Origin of the sequence: Sulfurimonas sp. (assembly GCF_016744025.1) — a bacterium.
In the GTDB taxonomy this organism is placed as follows: domain Bacteria; phylum Campylobacterota; class Campylobacteria; order Campylobacterales; family Sulfurimonadaceae; genus Sulfurimonas.
In genome coordinates, this window is sequence record NZ_JADGFC010000001.1 from 13265 (window position 1) to 30757 (window position 17493).

Here is a 17493-nt window from a genome sequence, read left to right on the forward strand (position 1 = left end):
CTAATCTTTTAACTTAAAAGAGTAGTATAAAGACAAAAATAGCATTGCAGATGCAGTGCTATATAAAACCGTGTAATTAAAAAAGTATAAAATAACTCCCCCAACTATAGAAAAAAACAATCCAAACGAAACAACATTTATATGAATAGCTACATAAACAGGTCTTTTATCAGCTGGTGCGATGGAAAGTATAAGGTTTCCAGATGCGATGCGGTTTCCATCAAGTGCTGCACCAACTAGAAAAAATACTGCCATGTACTCATAAAGTGAAGATGCGTTAAAAGCCACTAAGATAGCGATAATCTGTAAAGATATAGAGATGTTTGCAGTTAGTTTGTTTAAGCCTTTTCCACTAAGTCTTCCCCACAAAAAGTTACTTAACATCGCCCCAACCATCTGAGTAGTAATAAGACTACCGATAGCTACACCACTGAGTTCTATCTTAGTCTGTGCATCTAGGATGATAAATGGAAGAGCTATCAGATAAGAATATGCCAAAAAGAAAGTCTTTAGCTGTACTTGCAGAGCCTTGTCTTCTTTGAGAGTTATCCAAGAGTTGTGAAGAAACTTTTTAAAAGAGTTCTCTCTCTTAGCTACTTCTTCTTTTACAGGCTCATCAATAGTTCCAAAAGAGAGATAACCAAAACCCATAATAAATGAGCTTATGATGAAGAGATATCCGTAACTATATGGTGCTTCAAAAGTATGAAGTATCCAACCAGCTAAAGCTCCACTAAGAAGTCCACCTGCTCCACTAAAAAACTGTCTATAAGCCATAGTCTTTCCACGAAACTTATGTGAGAATATCTTGGCAATAATATCTTTAAAGTATATCGCTCCAAAGCCTGCACTAAAAGAGAAGATAAAAAGACCGATACCAATGGAGAAAAGTGTAAGATTTGGAGAGTTTTCACCAAAGAGAATAATAGCCACACCTATAAGAAACCAAGCCGCAAATCTAGCTATAAAAACACGTCTCATATAAGGCATCATAAGAGAGTAACTCTGTGCTTGAAATGCTGCAAAAAGCTGAACTACAATAGCTCCACCACGAAGAAGAGCTGCAAAAAAACCAACCAACATAAAACTACCACCAAAGTAGTTAACTATAAGAGGCAAGATAGTCGAAGGCTCAGCAATAGTAGTCCCAATAGTAAGGAAAAAGCCGTGTAGTATGTTTCTAATATGGTTGGAAGTTTTGTCCATTTGTAGCTTCTTTGAGTAAATATTTTCTAATTATAGTGGAAAATATTATTTTTATCATATATTTGTCTTTTAGTACACGTTTTTTGTTTTAGTTGATTAGTTAAGGTTCTTTTATATAGAATGTGCTTGATTAATTGTTAGGAGATAGGGAAGTATCATGGGTCACAAATATTACTCACAAAGAGCAGGCACGAATCCAAACCTAAATGGGTTGCCGATTGAAGATACTGTTGAATTATTCTCAAGAGTTTATCTACAGTTAGAAATTGACGGCTACTTCGATGAGGCATTTGGGTTCTGGTGCGTCGATGCGGATCATATGGAAGGGAATGTAAAAGATATTGAGTTGGAAATATTGCTTACGATCCGAAAGAAGAACTTATGGCCAATATCGGAGTATGTATCAAGTTATACTGAAGATGATTTTCTCGACGTAATTGAATTCCTTTATCAGTACGTATCCAAACCAATCGACGGAACAATGCACTCTTATAACGAGTGTGGAATGCATTGGGAAACTTTTAACAAGAAAAATGGGCAGAATCTTTTCCGTGAAAAAATCAACACCGTATTAGAACACTATAAAAATAAATTTGAGCTTTCTCAAAATGGTGAAGTTCTCCATAAGCCAGAAGAGGGTTTTGAGCAGATATTTAACGCTGATGTGCCATCAAAAGATTCGAATATTGTTGGTAGAATCAATGCCGCAACCACTAACTTTCGCAGACATGGATCAAGCTTAGATGACCGGAGACAAGCAGTCCGAGATTTGGCTGACGTTCTGGAATATTTAAGACCACAGGTTCAAGAACTGCTTACCAATAAAGACGAGAACGATTTATTTAACATCGCAAATAACTTCGGTATTCGGCATCACAACGATAAACAAAAAACGACCTATGATGCTGCTATATGGCTAAGTTGGATGTTTTATTTTTATCTATCAACAATCCATGTTGTATTGCGTAAAATTGAGCATGATAAATCAAAAACCAAGCACTAGGAAAGAAATATTTGTCGTTCCCATCGTCCTCGATGGGAATGAATATTAAGACTATTTATATTAAAGGATATACTAATAGATAGTAGCCTGTAAGCAAAAAAATTTATAATTACAAATTCAAAAGGAACAATATCAATGAACATCAATCAAGAAAAATATCAATCAAAAAGTAAAATCTTAGCTACCTTATTTAATATTTTCTTCCCAGGTTCAGGATATTTTTACATAGGATATTTTAAAAAATCTTTATTTTTTATGCTAGGTCTTATTACTTTAATGTATGCATTCTATTATTTAACAGATTATTTTAAAAATGCTTATATTTTTCTATCTATTTTTCCTATTGCCATATTAATATATGCTTACACTATTTTTGATGTAATAAAAATAATATCAACAAAAGAAGATAGGCACTATAAAATCAACAAATGGTATTTTACACCTTTATTAATCATTTTAATTTCTTTTTTGCTAGCGGTTACGGTAGAAATCAGCCCTATAAGATATTTTAAAATTCCTTCGATGTCAATGTCCCCAACAATACAACAAGGCGACCACATTATTGTAAAAAAAGAGGTTAGGAAAATATTAAGAGAAGAGATAATTATTTTTAGATACCCGAAAAATCCAAATACTTTTTTGATAAAAAGATGTATAGCTGTTAGTGGAGACAAAGTATTTATGAAAAACAAAACTCTTTATTTACAACCTTATGAAGGGGAAGAATACATTAAAAAGAATTATCCTATAGAAAATACTCTAACTATAAATAATTCTTTATGGGTAAAAAACCCTTATAAACAATCAATTAAAGCTATAAATAATGATGAAAAGATTATTGATGATGGGAACTATCCTCCTCCACTTTTCAATTTTAATCAAATCACGATTCCACAAGATAGCTATTTTGTAATGGGAGATAATAGAGATCATTCAAATGATAGTAGATTTTTTGGATACATAAAAACAAAAAATATTTTTGGCATATTTAATGGTGTTATTTGTTTTAACTATAAAAACTTAAGTAGAATCAACTTAAAAATAAAATAATAAAAGTGAAATTATGAATTATTGGCAGTTTAAATTTTCTAAATGGAATGGTTGGAAAAAACTTGAAGTAGGAGAAATTATTGAATGGCAATCACCTAAAAATAGAAATAAAAAACCAAATGATATAGCTATTGATGATGTAGTATTTTTATTTCGAGGGGGAAGTGGCGTAAGTAAAGATAGTAAAGGAATTTATTTTATTACAGAAGTAAAAGACATAGATTTTACTTCAAATCCTCCTGTTAAATTGAAAGTGATTAAAAACCTACGAGAAGATTTTTTTATTGCAGAAAATTATGGCTTTAGTAATTTTGTTAATCAAATAAATAATATGCGTCAAAATCCACATGCTACATATTATAAATTTTTAAAAAGTGAAAAACCAGAAAGATTATATGACATAATTATTAATAGTACCTCCATGATTGATGATCTATCAGAAATAAACAACTCAGAACAACTATCTGAAACTGAAAAGAAAAACCTAGTAAACTGCAGAATTGGACAAGGTGATTTTAGAAAAAGTCTGATTAGTCATTGGAGTGGTTGTTCAATAACTAAACACAAACAAATTGATATACTAATTGCATCACATATTAAGCCTTGGAAAGACTCTACTAATAGCGAAAGACTAGATAAGTACAATGGCTTTTTACTTGTACCAAATTTAGATAAATTGTTTGATAAAGGTTATATATCTTTTGATGATGAAGGTAAAATTATGATATCTACTGAACTTAGTAACTTTGAAAAACTTAGTGTTAACAAAAAAATGAAAGTAGATATAAAAAATGCGCATAAAAAATACTTACAGTTTCATAGAGCGCATATATTTAAAAGTAATATATGACTAAAATAAAAAATCAGAGATTCTTATTCTTTCCTCTATAAAGAGGAAAGTTAGAAATTTTAAGAATGGTTAAATGCGCCTTTTATATAGTTAGATATTACTTTATAATCTCTTGTATCTAAAGTGCCAAAAGCATTTAAGCCAAGTAGTAGTCTGTCTAACTCATTTAGTTTATCATGTAGTGTGAGAGCGTTCATTTTTTTTGTTTTAATCTTTTTTTGTGTATCATTCATTGTTTCTTTCCTTTGTCGGTGAGAACAGCGTAGGGAGTTTTTTCTTGGCGGAAGGGCTCTCTATGTGTTGTGTTATTTAAGACTTTATGTAGCATCTGCGCTCAAGTCTAACTATTGGTTTTACTATCGTACTCTTTTTTATACACCTCATAACTTCATACATTTCTCCTTGATTTTAGATGCAAATAATTAGCATCTACTAAAGCTTTTTTGCGTAATGCACTTAGTTATTATACATAAATATGTATTAGAAAAAGTTTAATAGTTGATACTATTACACCTAAAAGAGATATTTTTATGTACTATTAAGATATTTAAAGTTCCTTTTTGATAGACTATTTTTATGGAATTAAAAAATATTATAAACAAAACGCACTCACTTATTGAAGCCAAAGAGATGAACGGCAAAATATCACAAAGAGCTATGTCTGAAATGATAGGTGTTAAACCTCGAACATATACAGAATACACAAGAGGAACAAACGAACCTCTAGCTATGAAAGCATTGTTAAATATGCTAAATAAACTAGATGATGAAGATATTATAAGAGTAGTTAGAAGTTGGGAAGAAAAGAATAAATCATAACAATTCTATTTAAGACAATTTCATATAGAATGTGCTTTATAAAAGGAAAAATTTATGAATGAAAATATAATTTATGTGTTTGTTGCACTGGCTATTTTTATAGCCTATAGAAAGTATACTCGATATAAAGTACTGCAGCTTGTTCCAGCTCTTCTTGAACAAGATGGCAAAATTGTTGATGTTAGAACTAAAGATGAATTTCTCACAGCACATAAAGACGGAAGTATCAACATCCCATTAGAGTCACTTGATAAACAAATGAATAAGTTAGATAAAACTAAACCCATAATTATTTGTTGTGCAAGTGGAAGTAGAAGTGGATTGGCAAGACGCTCTTTAATGGCAAAAGGATTTGACAATGTATACAATGCAGGAGCATGGAGATCTCTTATAAAATTTCAGTAATGCCCAATAATATTTCTCTCACTTAAAATCTTAGGGCTAAATTACACCGTTGTGAATGAATCTCCACTTCCATTATAAAAATCAGTAAACTCTATTAGTTAATACAATTTCATATAAAATAGAGTTTATTAAACACTTTATAAACTAAAGGATTACTTATGAGATTTGAAAGAGTTGTTGGGCTTTATGTTACAGATGATGATATGTATGCAAAGTATAGAGAGGCGATGATTCCCATACTTAAAACATTTGGTGGTGGGTTTAGTTATGACTTTAAAATCGCAGAGGTTTTAAAGAGTGAAGTTCCAGAGAAGATAAACCGTGTATTTGTTATTTACTTTAAAGATGAAGAATCCATGAACCAATTTTTCTCTAATGAGAAGTACTTAGAAGTAAAACAAAAATATTTTATCCCATCCGTTTCAGATGCAACAGAAATAGCAAGATATGAAAGACAATCTTTGATAGAATAGTAAATTAATTAAAACGCATTAATGAAACAGGAGCAAAGATGAAGAGATTAATCTTAGTAATATGCTTATTATTTAGTGTAAATGTATATGCCAAATGTGAAGGAGAGGGATTCTTTTACTTAGCTACTCTTCACTATGGTGGATTAGGTGTAAAACAAGATATAAATAAAGCTATTGAACTATTTAATAAATCTTGTGAAAGTGGATATTCCAAAGGGTGCAACACACTTGGACTTATGTACGAGTATGGTATCGCTCCAGAAACGGACTACAATAAAGCTATAAAATATTATTCTAAAGCGCATGATAATGAAGATGCCAATGGATATATCAATCTAGGTAGTATGTATTATCAAGGAAAATCTATAGAGAAAAACTTTGAAAAAGCCTTAGCCCTATTTAAAAAGGCTTGTGACTTAGGAAACTCTACCGGATGTTCATTTGCAGCAGATGTCTACACAATAACAAAAGACATAGACGCTTCAAAAGTCCTATACAATAAGGCTTGCAATTTAGGAAATATCTATGGGTGCTTAAAAAATAAAAAAGGCATATAAATATTATGAATGTTAGTCTATTTAAAAGAGTTGCTGTTTTTATCTTAGGCTTGTTTATTACGGCTTTAGGAGTCGCAGTATTAGTCAAGGCAAATCTTGGTGTATCTCCTCTTTCAAGTGTGCCTTATGTATACTCTCTTTCAACACCACTTAGTATTGGTGAACTAACAATCATTTTAGAATCTTTTTTTATTTTACTCCAAATAATCATTTTACGTAAAAACTACAAACTTATTCAACTAGTCCAACTTCCGGCTGTTATTGTTTTTGGTTATTTTATTGATTTTGCAATGCTTATTGTTGTTGATTTAAATCCTGTCCTTTACATAGAACAAGTTTTTATCTGCATCTTTGCTTGTGCAGTTTTGTCTTTTGGAGTTTTTCTACTTTTAAAGACACACCTAACAAATCTACCTATTGAAGGTTTTGCTCTTGCTGTTGCTCAAACATATGAAAAAGAGTTTGGCACAATGAAAATCAGTATAGACAGTTCAATGGTAGCTTTTGGAATACTAAGCTCTTTTGCACTCTTAGGTCAGATAGAAGGTATAAGAGAAGGTACAATCCTCGCGGCTTTACTTGTGGGTGTACTCATTAAGTTATACAGCACTAAACTACCTATGATAGAAAGATGGCTTTGCCCACAAATCACACCTCTGTAGGTGAGGTTTCACTTCCATTATATAAACTAGTAATTTTATACTAATTAATCCTATTGATTAAGGTTCTTTTACATATAATTCGCCGCTTTAATAACAATAAAAAGGAAAATACATTATCAAAAAAATCACTATTATTACAATATTAATATTATTTGTTTTTATTAATTCTGCACAAGCAGAGGAAAGTATAAAAGAAAAACCTCAAGAAGCTTCTCTATTAACAAAAATTTTACTTACTGAAGGGCTTATTCTTACTAACGTATGGATAGCTTCAGAATATCCAAATGCTTATGGTGGGGGATTAGCAGTATTAACACCAATATTTGGTACAAGACTAGATAAAAATAATGATATTATATGGACTCCAATAATTACAACAGAAGCAATTGCCATATATAACTTAACAGTTGATCCAGATGACTATTCAAAAGAAGAAATTTTTATAAACAATCTTATCGGATGGCATGTATCACTTTTGATAAATGTAATCTTACATACTGAAGAAGACAAAATCGCATTTCAATATACAGAAGACAAGATTAAGTTAGCCTATAATATTAAGTTTTAAATATAAAAAAGAAAAGCTTTATAGAACTTAAGACATCAAAACTGCTAGAATAGACTATTAAAGGTTAAAAATGTTCATAAAATTCGCCCTAATTCTGAGTGTTCTTTTTTGTTTTGAGATAAATGCTCAAAATATTGATACTCAGACTTTTAATAAAATAGATACATATATAAAAAAAGTACAAAAAAAAGCAAATATTCCAGCAGTGTCTATAGGAATTATCAAAGATGATAGTTTAGTCTATAAAAAAAGTTATTCTAAAGATGAAAAGGTTTCTGCTGATTCACTGTTTTATATTGGTTCTTTAACTAAGTCGTTTACGGCTTTAGCAATCATGCAGTTAGTTGAAGATGGAAAAATAAACTTAGATGATCCACTCAAGAAGTATCTTCCTTGGTTTGAAATACAAAATATGCAAAGTGTAGATAAAATCACTATAAGAACCTTGCTAAACCAAACAAGTGGTTTTTCTACTTATGAAGGATTGAAAAACTTTGATAATTGGGATAGTAGTAGTTTTACTCTAGAGAAAACTATTCGCGCTTTAAAAGGTGTTCGCCTTGCATCTAAACCATCAACTACTTTTCAATACTCAAACATAAACTATCAAATCTTAGGTTTAGTTATACAAAAGATAACTGGGCTATCTTACAATGACTATATAAAAGAAAATATATTTAACAAACTAGATATGAAAAATAGTTTTGCATCTTTAAAAGACATAGATGCAAAGCAGATAACACAAGGACATAGACTTTGGTTTGGAGAAGCCATAGAGAGTGATTTTCCTTTTAGTAAGGTAATGCTTCCTGCTGGATATATAATCTCAAATGTTGAAGATATGAGTAAGTATTTAATCGCTCAGTTAAACAATGGCATCTATAAAAAAGAACAAGTGTTCTCCCCTTCTATGATAAAACAAATCCAAACTCCAAGTGCAACCGTAATCAAAGATAAATTTCATTATGCTTTTGGATGGTTTGTTGATACAAATAATAATATCAGCTTAAGTCATATGGGTTCAGTTCCGGGTTATACAAGTAAGGTAATTATGTATCCACAAGAGAAGTTAGCTCTTGTAATGCTCACAAATACTACTGCTTATGCTCTTGGACAAAAAGAGTTAAATAACTTAGCTAGTAATATTATGAATATAATTAAAAATAAAAAGATAAATACTAGTGAGTTTGACTTAGTATCCATATCTGCTTATATCTTTTTTATAGGATTTATAATTGCTCAACTATTTTTACTTAGATATTTTATAAAAAAACTCAAAAGTGCTTCAAAATACAAAATAATTCTATTTCTTGTTTTTGATATTATTATTGTTATCTCCCTATATTTAATCGTACCTCTCTTGTACAATTTAACCTTTAGTGTATTTTTAATGTTTACACCAGACATCGGATACCTCATGTTAGGTTCAATAATTGTAGCTATTTTAAGTGCTATTGTAAAAATTAATCGTTTATCAATAGCATAATTGCTAATATACGCTTTTGGTAGTAAAAACAAGAAAATATAAATAGGAAAAATAATGAAAAAAATAGCTATAGGAATAATAGTAATAGCAATTGCGTTTTTTGCAGTAACAAGTCTAATCAACACTGGCGGAAGTGGTCTTATGAAAGCTGAGTGCAAATTATTTATAGATGGTAAAAAAACTGATATGGCTTCTTTTAGTCTTGGAATGTACGATAGAGTAGATGAACTTTCGAAAAAAATCAAACCTGAAGATAAAAACAGTGCTTTAGAAGGTTTAAGCAAAGAACAAATTATGGTAAATATCTGTAAACAAACTCAAGAGTATGATGAGTTAGGTGGATCTACAACAGATAACTTTGACAAAGCAACATATAAAGTTTTGAGCAAAGATTAAAAATCTTTAGCTCAACTTTTCCCAAGCTTCATCAATACTAGAAGCATTTTGGCTTACATAAAGATAAACAGCAGCGTTTAGTTTTGCAAGTTTCATATACTCATCAGATGGATTGTTTAACTGATTTAGTGAGTCTTGCAAAGTGATAGTATCAGATGATTTTGCATAATTGATTCCATAGTTTGCAGGATCAACTACTATCTCATCTACTTCTCCATCATTACAAATCCATAAACGACCCTTACTAAATAACTCAGGTGTTCCTTCATTTCCTTGTATAAGTGCAAATCTTTTGTATCTATCAGAGAAAATCTCTACATATTTTTTTACATATGGTTTATGAAATACACCTGTAATAGCATACTCGCTGTTTGCAACACCAGGAAGCTTTTCTATAGTGTTAAAACCACTACGAAGACCTAGTTTCAAACGAAGCTCTGTAAGATCACTCATCTTAGGAAAAAAGTCTTTACGGTCAAAGTAGTGAGCGTTTTTATGTAACTCAATATTTGTACATATATCTTTGATAGTTATTCCACCTTTTGCAGGAGTCAATTCATCTCCGATAAGAACTAAATTTAGTCTTGAATCTTCAAGAATTTTTGCAACAAGAGGAAATATATAAGGATTTTTTGCTTTTCCATCAAATGGATAACCAAGCTCTAGTGAGTTTGCAACAGTAGTTTTTTTGATGTAAGCGTCACAAGCTTGTATAGCTCCACGAAACTCCGTAGTTGTCTCAGGTTTTAATCTCCAACCTAAAAGAAAAGCAGCCGATTGTTCACTTGGAATAGACTGATTTAAAATCTGATCCATCATGTCTTTTGACTCTTCTAATGTTAAGTCTCTATTACCTTTTGGTCCTGTTCCTACAGCATGTATATACTTGAAAAAATCCATGTTTGTCCTTGATATCTATCTATAAATTTTATTTAGTGATATGATATACTCTTATACTTAAGTTTGAATTAGGAGAAAATATCAATAGAATTGTTCTTGTTACAGGTGCTAGTTCTGGTATGGGTAGAGCTACAGCCGAGTATTTATCAAAACATGATTTCATAGTATACGCAGGAACTCGTAGTGTTGAAAAACTACAAGATTTAAAGCACAAAAATATTATTCCTATTCATTTAGATATTACTGACCAAGAGAATATAAACAAGGTTACTTCTCGCATCTACAAAGAGCATAAAAAGATAGATGTTCTTGTAAATAATGCAGGTTATGGTCTTGTCTCTACAGTTGAAGATGTTACTGAAGAAGAGATGTTCGCACAGTTTAATGTCAATGTATTTGGAGTGCTTAGAGTTTGTAAATCTGTCATCCCAATCATGAGAGAAAAAGAAGATGGTGTCATCATAAATATCTCTTCATTTTTAGGCAAAATCGGGCTTCCACTTCTTACAATGTACAACTCTAGTAAGTATGCAGTTGAAGGAATCACTGACTCTCTTCGTTATGAGTTAAAAGATTTTAACATTAGAGTTCATTCTATCATGCCAGGTTTTTTTAATACTAACTTTGCAAGAGATAACCTTGTAACAAATGAGCAAACCTTTGCTGAGGACTCGCCTTATGCTTCACTAGTATCTAAGCTTGCGCCAGTGATAGTTGAGCAGATTAACAGCGGTAATTCTGCCTCTGAGATAGGTGAAATGATTTTAGAAATCATCAATGACGATAAATATCCAGCTCGCACAACTATAGGAGATAAAGCTAAAAAATTTATACCTATGAGAAAAGAGCTTAGTGATGAAGATTTTGAAAGACGTGTACGGGAGCATTACAATTTATAATGGATAGTTTTTTCTTTAACATAACAAACACCAGTTATAAAATAACAAAACTACTTCAAACAAAAAAAGAGCACATTACAAGAGTCGATATCTCAAATGGAATAGTCTTTTATGACATACATTTAAACTCTTCAAAAGACCGAGAATATCAGGTAAAAAATCTTGATAGAATGATAGCTATATCTGTTAATAAAAAAGGCTCTTTTAGTATAAATGAGCATATCAATAAGAACTCTTTTGAGCTTAAAGAAGATAGTATAAATGTTTTCTCATCTTCAAGACAAGACCTAACTTTAAAGATAAAAAAAGACCAAGATGCAGAGATATTTGTACTTTTTATAGCTGACTTTATTTTAAAAAGATATCTTAGCTCAGATGCAAATGAAATCATAAACTATTTGTACAATAAACTACAAGATGAAGTTTCATGTGAGCTTATGGGTTCTCATCCAGTAGATGCAATGAGTCTGCATATCATAGACAAAATACTAAACACAAAAGCAGACGCTTATATGAATAGCATTAGATGCGAGCATAATATCTTGGAGTTTATGATTCATAGATTTGCTCTTTTAGATATGCTCGATAATGAACTAAGCGATGATGAGATTTGTATATCTAAAACTTCTAAAAACATCTTGTTGAAAACTTTTACTACACCTCCTAGTATCCAAGTACTAGCCCATTTGTGTGCAACGAATGAGACAAGTTTAAAAAGAATTTTTAAAAAAGTTTATAAAACAACTATCTACGGATATATACAAAAACTTCGTCTTGAAAAAGCAAACTTACTTTTAAAAGAGAAGTCCCTAAACATCGGTGAAATTGCCAAAGAAGTCGGTTATAAACATCAAGGTCATTTCTCAAAATTATTCTTTGAGAACTATGGCATCTATCCAAAAGATCTACTAAAAAAATAATTCCTCCAGTGCTAAAATAAAAGTCTTCTACTGCTAAAAAACTATTGAAGATAACTTCTGCTTTATATATACTCTAAGTAAATTAAATCTCAGGAGTTCAAAATGTCAAAAGTAGTATTAATAACTGGTGCGAGCTCAGGAATGGGAAAACTAACAGCAGAGTTTTTATCTAAAAATGGTTATACAGTGTATGCTGGGACAAGAGATGCGACTGCTTTAAGTGATGATTCTTCTTTAAAAAAAATATATATAGATGTAACAAAAACAAAAACTATCCAGAGTACAATAAAAACTATCATAGAAAATGAAGGTAAAATTGACGTACTTGTTAACAATGCGGGATATGGGCTTTTATCAACTGTTGAGGATGGAACTGATGAAGAGATGTTCAATCAATTTGATGTAAATGTATTTGGTCTACTAAAGGTTACTCGCGCTGTTCTTCCTCATATGAGAAAAGCAAAAAGTGGTGTAATTATTAATATATCTTCATTTTTAGGAAAAATCGGCCTGCCTCTTTTAGCACAATACAATGCTTCAAAGTATGCTGTAGAAGGAATAGTTGATTCTTTAAGATTTGAAGTTCTTCCTTATAATATTAGAGTTCATTCTATTCAAGCAGGACTATTTGGTACAAACTTTGTTCAAAATGGGCTTGTTACTAATGATAAAACGATGTCAGAGGATTCTCCATATAAGAGTCTAGTAGCTCACTTTGTACCAATAGTTGCAAATGCGATAAATGAAGGTCCAAGCCCTCAACCAATAGCAGATGCAGTTAAGAATATCATCGAAGATGAAAACTCTAAAATCTTTGTACCTGTTGGCGCAGAAGCTGAAACTTTTGTTCCTTTGAGAAAAGAAATGAGTGATGAAGCATTTGAGACAAAGGTAAAAGAGACCTTTGGCATCTAAGTCCTTTTGTGCTAAAACAAAAGTCTTCTATTGCTAAAAAGTTATTGCTATCTTTTTTCATTTAGCCTATACTATACAAGACTAAAATAATAGGTAATTCTTATGAAATTTTTTGTATATGTATTTATATTTATTATACTGCTTGTAACAACCGTTGCTTTTCTTTTACCTACAAAAGAGAAGCGTCAGTTCAGCGATGATGGACTAAGAACAGCTGCACTATCAAGAAATATGTCTAGTACTCCTGCCACTTATGAAGAACTTTTAAACTTAGTAGATACTCCACAAAACAGAATGAGTAAAGAAAAAATTGATTTAGGTCGTGACCTTTACCATGAGAAAATGCTCTCTAAAGACAATGATATAAGCTGTGCTACTTGTCACGTTTTAAGTAAAGACTTAAAAGACAAAAACATCTATCTAAAAGCACTTACTTCTAAAACGAATGATAAGACTGACTGTGTAGTATGTCACCTCTCCGACCAAAGTGCTACTGATAGATTTGAGACCTCTGTTGGACATGGTGGAGCAAAAAATCCATTTCACTTAAATACTCTTACAACTCTAAATGCAGCTTTGGCAAAATACCAAACTTGGGATGGAAGTGTTAAAACTGTAGAAGAACAAGTTGGACTATCCATACAAAACCCAACTCAGATGAATCTTTCAAAAGAAGAAGTTGTAAAAAGACTTCTCTTAGATGCTACGTACGTAAAAAAGTTTGAACTCTCTTTTGATAAAGTAAGTTTTGAAAATGTTCAAAAAGCTATTGGAGCGTATCTTAAAACACTTATCACTAGAAGTGATTATGATAGGTTTTTAGATGGTGATAATAACGCGATAAATACTAAGGCGAAAAAAGGTCTCTCACACTTTTTAAACTTTGGGTGTAAGGGATGTCATACTGGAGTAACCGTTGGTGGACAGAGCATACAAAAGTTTCCTCTTAGAGACTATAACAGCATTGTAGATGTTACAAACTCTTTTAACGAAGAAGATAAAGGGCGTGAGGTTAGTGACTTTGACTTTAACGCTAAGATGTATCATCCTTTTCCATTTGAGAATAAAGGTGGATTTATGGGTAAAGATGGAGAAAGACTCTTTAGAGTTCCTATGCTTCGTAACGTGACAAAAACCTCTCCATACTTTCATAACGGTGCAGTAGCAAAACTAAGAGAAGCTGTTTTTCTTATGGGAAAACATCAACTTGGAATGCATCTAACATATCAACAAACTGATGAAATTGTAGAGTTTTTAAAGTCATTAGAAGGTGATGTTGTGGATTATAAAGTTGTAAATAAGGGTGCATTGTGAAAAATGTATATATGAAAATACTTATTCTTTTAATGTTTATGAGTGGAGTATTTCAACTTAGTATCTTCAACCTAGAGTGGGAATACTTTAGAATGGTTCAAGCACTGCATATTTTAAGTTCTGTTCTTATAGCTACCTTTCTTCTAGTTCCATATGTGAATATGCATACTTATGAGTACATGATAGTTAAACGTGCCAAAAGCACAAGCGGTGTGATTCTTGGCGTCTTACTTTTATTTATAGTTGCTAGTGGATTTTACTTATTTTTTCTAGGAAATACAGGAGGAGATACTATCGGACTTATTTCATACTACATACATCTGTATGGCTCATTTATATTGTTGTATTTTTTATTTTTACATGCAAAAAAGAAAATCGACTTTAATGCAAAACCATTTATTGCTATCGCTTTAGTAGTTGGCATCTCTTATCCTAGCCTTTCTTATTCTAGTGAAAAACTTACAAACATAAAACTTGAAGATGGAGTTGAGAGATACCACAATGAAGATTGGACTTCTTCGGCTAAATGTAAATCTTGCCATGAAGAAATTTTCGATCAGTGGGCGGACTCAAACCATAGACATCTAACAGGTACAAACCCTTACTACATGGTTATGGAAAACCTAGCTGCTGCAGATATGGGAGATGAGTTTAGACAGTGGTGTATGGGATGTCATAATCCAAGTGCAGTTACAACTAAACAAAAAAGATCTACACATAGAATGGCCATAAACGATATGCCAGATGCACTTTTTGAGAAGGGTTCAAAGAGTTTAGTAGATGAGTTAAAGAGTCATGGAAACTCTAGACTTGAACAAGGTGTTTCTTGTGTGACCTGTCATAGAATCACAAAAACAGATTCAAAAGGAAATAGCTCATATTCACTTGATCTTACAAATAGAAAAAAATACGTTTTTGAAGATAGTAACTCTGATGTAGAGACTTGGCTTAGTGAAAAGTTTATAAACTCTAACCCAGAGGTTCATAAACAGAGTTACTCAAAAGAGTTATATAAAGAGAGTTCTTACTGTGCATCTTGTCATGATGAATTTTTACCTGATGACTCAAAAAGGCAGATAGTATCTACTTTTAAAGAGTGGGAAAAATCGCCTTTTAACAATCCTAAAGACCCAACTAAACACAAGACTTGTATAGATTGTCATATGACCTACCTTGAAAATGGAAAATTTTCCCCATTAAAAGGTCAGTCAACTACAAGAGGAAAAGTAAAAGATGATATTAAAGTTCACTATTTTTCTGGTTCTAACCACTTTTTATCTGGTCTAAAAAGTCAAAAGCATGCAGAGCAAACTATACAACTTCTTCGTACATCAGCAGATATAGATGTGGATATAAAAGATGGAAAAATTTTAGTCGGAGTTAAAAATGTAGGAGCTGGGCATCACTTGCCAACGGGAGTATCTGACTTTAGAGAAATCTGGTTAGATATCACTGTTACAGATAGAGACTCTAAAGTTGTTTTTAGTAGTGGTAAGTTAAAAGACGATGGCGATTTAGACATAGATGCAAGACCTTTTATGAAAGTCTTTGGTGATGAGAACTCAAAACCAGTAGGTCTTCTCTTTTGGAGATATAAAAAACTGATAAGTGATACTAGAATTCCTGCGGGAGAAAGAAGAGTAGAGTCTTACGATATTTCAGATGCTAAAGCTTTAAAACGTCCTCTAAAAGTAGTGGTAAAACTAAACTTTAGAATCTACCCTCAATGGGTAACAAATGCAGTACAAAGAGCTTTTCCTCAACTGCCAAATCCACCTGTTGTTCTCTTAAAAGAGATACAAAAAGAGTTCTAATATGGAGATAAATCTATGCGTTTATTAGCACTTATTTTACTACTAATATCTACTCTTAGCGCCAATCATATTAGTTGGCAATCAAACTTTGATAAAGCCCATCAAAAGGCACTTAAAGAGAATAAAAAACTTATGGTTTTGCTAATAAAAAAAGATTGTAAAGAGTGTATCGACACGATAAAAACAAGTTTTATAAATCAGCCATATATAGATAAAATAAATAAAGAATATATCTCTGTACTAATCACGAAAGATCAAAAGAGCAGTTACCCTATTGAGATGCTATATACACTTGAGTATCCATCACTATTTTTTTTAGACAATAAAGAACTTTTTGTATGTGAACCGATGAGAGGAGGAGTTACTCCAAATAAGCTAAATAGCTATTTGGAGCAGTGTAGGTAAATTAGTGAGAAGAAGCTTTTTTACTAAGTTCATCTTCAATTGCGTCACGAAGATCTGAAGTTTCAGAGTTATCTGAAAAGTCTACATATCCGCCATGAAATTTAACAGTTGAAGAAATAGTTTTATCTCCATCAGTTTTTTCAGCAATTACTTCATTACTTTTAAACTCAGTAATTTTCCAGCCAGTTTCTTCACCAGCTTTTTCTATTGCATGAATTATTTTTTTGCTATCATGTGTTTTAACATAAAGTGCATCTTCTGAGATTCTCATGTCACGATCTTCAGCTGATGGTGAATTTCCACCACAACCTGTATATAAAACTAGAGAGACTGCAGAGATTAAGGTTATCGATAAGATTTTATTCATTTATTGTCCTTTTTTTTAAGTTTCTTAATAAAAAATAAATTTTACAAAGAAATTCAATCGATCAATGATATAATAAGAAACTTAAAAAATAATTGATGTATATCAAGATTTTAAACTACAATTAAACAAAGGTAAATAATGACTCAAGACATAGTAATCATATTAGTAATGGCAGTACCTATGATACTCTTTGGCATCTACCCAGGCCTTAAATTAGGGGAGATTCTTGAGCGTAAGTATAATATAAACGAAAGTCAAAAAAGAAAAGTTATGATTATCACAACCATTGCATTTACGATAACTTTATCCTCTTTACTATACTACTTATAATATAATTTATACTAATCTTATTCCACCTGCTTGTTTCATAAAGTTACATAGAATATAAAACTTTCCTTAAATTTTAAATTAATCTAATAAATTGATTTATATCAATTCTTTTTCATCTAAATCACAATAGACTACACCTGATTCTGAAAAACTA

General features: G+C 31.4%; 21 protein-coding genes. 17 read left to right on the top strand and 4 right to left on the bottom strand.

What is annotated here, in order from left to right:
• Positions 1-1206: an MFS transporter gene (locus QZZ48_RS00090; RefSeq protein ID WP_294960387.1), complete on the bottom strand. Its 1206-nt coding sequence runs from the start codon at positions 1204-1206 to the stop codon at positions 1-3.
• A gap of 157 nt (positions 1207-1363) precedes the next feature.
• Here QZZ48_RS00090 and QZZ48_RS00095 point away from each other — a divergent pair, with 157 nt between their 5' ends.
• From QZZ48_RS00095 to QZZ48_RS00105, 3 genes are all read left to right on the top strand, one after another.
• Entirely contained in the window at positions 1364-2209 is an 846-nt protein-coding gene (locus tag QZZ48_RS00095; protein ID WP_294960389.1) for a hypothetical protein, read from the top strand.
• Between the two features lie 135 nt (positions 2210-2344).
• Positions 2345-3259: a signal peptidase I gene (lepB, locus tag QZZ48_RS00100; protein WP_294960392.1), complete on the top strand. Its 915-nt coding sequence runs from the start codon at positions 2345-2347 to the stop codon at positions 3257-3259.
• A gap of 13 nt (positions 3260-3272) precedes the next feature.
• Positions 3273-4109 (top strand): HNH endonuclease, encoded by an 837-nt coding sequence (locus QZZ48_RS00105; RefSeq protein ID WP_294960394.1) that lies wholly within the window; start codon positions 3273-3275, stop codon positions 4107-4109.
• Positions 4110-4168: 59 nt separating this feature from the next.
• Here QZZ48_RS00105 and QZZ48_RS00110 read toward each other — a convergent pair whose 3' ends face one another.
• Positions 4169-4342, bottom strand: coding sequence for a hypothetical protein (locus QZZ48_RS00110; protein ID WP_294960396.1), 174 nt, complete (start codon positions 4340-4342; stop codon positions 4169-4171).
• Positions 4343-4685: 343 nt separating this feature from the next.
• Here QZZ48_RS00110 and QZZ48_RS00115 point away from each other — a divergent pair, with 343 nt between their 5' ends.
• The 7 genes from QZZ48_RS00115 to QZZ48_RS00145 all read left to right on the top strand — a co-directional run bounded on the left by QZZ48_RS00115 (position 4686) and on the right by QZZ48_RS00145 (position 9475).
• On the top strand, positions 4686-4928 hold the full coding sequence (locus QZZ48_RS00115) for a helix-turn-helix domain-containing protein (RefSeq protein WP_294960398.1): 243 nt from the start codon (positions 4686-4688) through the stop codon (positions 4926-4928).
• A gap of 54 nt (positions 4929-4982) precedes the next feature.
• Positions 4983-5333 carry a rhodanese-like domain-containing protein gene (locus tag QZZ48_RS00120; RefSeq protein ID WP_294960401.1) on the top strand — a complete coding sequence of 117 codons (351 nt, stop codon included), beginning with the start codon at positions 4983-4985 and terminating at the stop codon, positions 5331-5333.
• 158 nt (positions 5334-5491) lie between these two features.
• Positions 5492-5806 carry a DUF1330 domain-containing protein gene (locus QZZ48_RS00125; protein WP_294960403.1) on the top strand — a complete coding sequence of 105 codons (315 nt, stop codon included), beginning with the start codon at positions 5492-5494 and terminating at the stop codon, positions 5804-5806.
• Between the two features lie 38 nt (positions 5807-5844).
• The gene (locus QZZ48_RS00130) at positions 5845-6363 is read left to right on the top strand and encodes a tetratricopeptide repeat protein (protein WP_294960407.1); all 519 of its coding nucleotides are present in this window, start codon (positions 5845-5847) and stop codon (positions 6361-6363) included.
• A 5-nt stretch (positions 6364-6368) separates the two neighbouring features.
• On the top strand, positions 6369-7025 hold the full coding sequence (locus QZZ48_RS00135; protein ID WP_294960409.1) for a DUF6198 family protein: 657 nt from the start codon (positions 6369-6371) through the stop codon (positions 7023-7025).
• 638 nt (positions 7026-7663) lie between these two features.
• Positions 7664-9079 (top strand): serine hydrolase domain-containing protein, encoded by a 1416-nt coding sequence (locus QZZ48_RS00140; protein ID WP_294960411.1) that lies wholly within the window; start codon positions 7664-7666, stop codon positions 9077-9079.
• 54 nt (positions 9080-9133) lie between these two features.
• Complete coding sequence (locus tag QZZ48_RS00145) at positions 9134-9475, top strand: hypothetical protein (RefSeq protein ID WP_294960414.1); 342 nt, start codon at positions 9134-9136, stop codon at positions 9473-9475.
• 6 nt (positions 9476-9481) lie between these two features.
• Here the strand turns inward: QZZ48_RS00145 and QZZ48_RS00150 are convergent, their stop codons facing one another.
• On the bottom strand, positions 9482-10375 hold the full coding sequence (locus tag QZZ48_RS00150) for a glycosyl transferase (RefSeq protein WP_294960416.1): 894 nt from the start codon (positions 10373-10375) through the stop codon (positions 9482-9484).
• 89 nt (positions 10376-10464) lie between these two features.
• Here QZZ48_RS00150 and QZZ48_RS00155 point away from each other — a divergent pair, with 89 nt between their 5' ends.
• From QZZ48_RS00155 to QZZ48_RS00180, 6 genes are all read left to right on the top strand, one after another.
• Entirely contained in the window at positions 10465-11274 is an 810-nt protein-coding gene (locus tag QZZ48_RS00155; protein WP_366755886.1) for an SDR family oxidoreductase, read from the top strand.
• On the top strand, positions 11274-12194 hold the full coding sequence (locus QZZ48_RS00160) for a helix-turn-helix transcriptional regulator (protein ID WP_294960419.1): 921 nt from the start codon (positions 11274-11276) through the stop codon (positions 12192-12194). Before QZZ48_RS00155 ends, QZZ48_RS00160 begins: the two co-directional genes overlap by 1 nt.
• A gap of 102 nt (positions 12195-12296) precedes the next feature.
• Positions 12297-13109 carry an SDR family oxidoreductase gene (locus tag QZZ48_RS00165; RefSeq protein WP_294960421.1) on the top strand — a complete coding sequence of 271 codons (813 nt, stop codon included), beginning with the start codon at positions 12297-12299 and terminating at the stop codon, positions 13107-13109.
• Positions 13110-13211: 102 nt separating this feature from the next.
• A complete protein-coding gene (locus QZZ48_RS00170; protein ID WP_294960424.1) occupies positions 13212-14423 on the top strand; it encodes a cytochrome c peroxidase in 1212 nt (403 codons plus the stop codon).
• On the top strand, positions 14420-16237 hold the full coding sequence (locus tag QZZ48_RS00175; protein WP_294960427.1) for a multiheme c-type cytochrome: 1818 nt from the start codon (positions 14420-14422) through the stop codon (positions 16235-16237). Before QZZ48_RS00170 ends, QZZ48_RS00175 begins: the two co-directional genes overlap by 4 nt.
• A gap of 15 nt (positions 16238-16252) precedes the next feature.
• Entirely contained in the window at positions 16253-16642 is a 390-nt protein-coding gene (locus QZZ48_RS00180; protein ID WP_294960430.1) for a DUF255 domain-containing protein, read from the top strand.
• A 1-nt stretch (position 16643) separates the two neighbouring features.
• Here QZZ48_RS00180 and QZZ48_RS00185 read toward each other — a convergent pair whose 3' ends face one another.
• Positions 16644-17009, bottom strand: coding sequence for a hypothetical protein (locus tag QZZ48_RS00185; protein WP_294960433.1), 366 nt, complete (start codon positions 17007-17009; stop codon positions 16644-16646).
• 138 nt (positions 17010-17147) lie between these two features.
• Between QZZ48_RS00185 and QZZ48_RS00190 the strand changes: the two genes are divergently transcribed.
• A complete protein-coding gene (locus QZZ48_RS00190; RefSeq protein WP_294960435.1) occupies positions 17148-17339 on the top strand; it encodes a hypothetical protein in 192 nt (63 codons plus the stop codon).
• The last annotated feature ends 154 nt before the right edge of the window (positions 17340-17493 follow it).

Coding starts and splice junctions, on each gene's coding strand:
- QZZ48_RS00090 (WP_294960387.1), bottom strand. CDS start 1,206: ATGGACAAAACTTCCAACCATATTAGAAACATACTACACGGCTTTTTC.
- QZZ48_RS00095 (WP_294960389.1), top strand. CDS start 1,364: ATGGGTCACAAATATTACTCACAAAGAGCAGGCACGAATCCAAACCTA.
- lepB (WP_294960392.1), top strand. CDS start 2,345: ATGAACATCAATCAAGAAAAATATCAATCAAAAAGTAAAATCTTAGCT.
- QZZ48_RS00105 (WP_294960394.1), top strand. CDS start 3,273: ATGAATTATTGGCAGTTTAAATTTTCTAAATGGAATGGTTGGAAAAAA.
- QZZ48_RS00110 (WP_294960396.1), bottom strand. CDS start 4,342: ATGAATGATACACAAAAAAAGATTAAAACAAAAAAAATGAACGCTCTC.
- QZZ48_RS00115 (WP_294960398.1), top strand. CDS start 4,686: ATGGAATTAAAAAATATTATAAACAAAACGCACTCACTTATTGAAGCC.
- QZZ48_RS00120 (WP_294960401.1), top strand. CDS start 4,983: ATGAATGAAAATATAATTTATGTGTTTGTTGCACTGGCTATTTTTATA.
- QZZ48_RS00125 (WP_294960403.1), top strand. CDS start 5,492: ATGAGATTTGAAAGAGTTGTTGGGCTTTATGTTACAGATGATGATATG.
- QZZ48_RS00130 (WP_294960407.1), top strand. CDS start 5,845: ATGAAGAGATTAATCTTAGTAATATGCTTATTATTTAGTGTAAATGTA.
- QZZ48_RS00135 (WP_294960409.1), top strand. CDS start 6,369: ATGAATGTTAGTCTATTTAAAAGAGTTGCTGTTTTTATCTTAGGCTTG.
- QZZ48_RS00140 (WP_294960411.1), top strand. CDS start 7,664: ATGTTCATAAAATTCGCCCTAATTCTGAGTGTTCTTTTTTGTTTTGAG.
- QZZ48_RS00145 (WP_294960414.1), top strand. CDS start 9,134: ATGAAAAAAATAGCTATAGGAATAATAGTAATAGCAATTGCGTTTTTT.
- QZZ48_RS00150 (WP_294960416.1), bottom strand. CDS start 10,375: ATGGATTTTTTCAAGTATATACATGCTGTAGGAACAGGACCAAAAGGT.
- QZZ48_RS00160 (WP_294960419.1), top strand. CDS start 11,274: ATGGATAGTTTTTTCTTTAACATAACAAACACCAGTTATAAAATAACA.
- QZZ48_RS00165 (WP_294960421.1), top strand. CDS start 12,297: ATGTCAAAAGTAGTATTAATAACTGGTGCGAGCTCAGGAATGGGAAAA.
- QZZ48_RS00170 (WP_294960424.1), top strand. CDS start 13,212: ATGAAATTTTTTGTATATGTATTTATATTTATTATACTGCTTGTAACA.
- QZZ48_RS00180 (WP_294960430.1), top strand. CDS start 16,253: ATGCGTTTATTAGCACTTATTTTACTACTAATATCTACTCTTAGCGCC.
- QZZ48_RS00185 (WP_294960433.1), bottom strand. CDS start 17,009: ATGAATAAAATCTTATCGATAACCTTAATCTCTGCAGTCTCTCTAGTT.
- QZZ48_RS00190 (WP_294960435.1), top strand. CDS start 17,148: ATGACTCAAGACATAGTAATCATATTAGTAATGGCAGTACCTATGATA.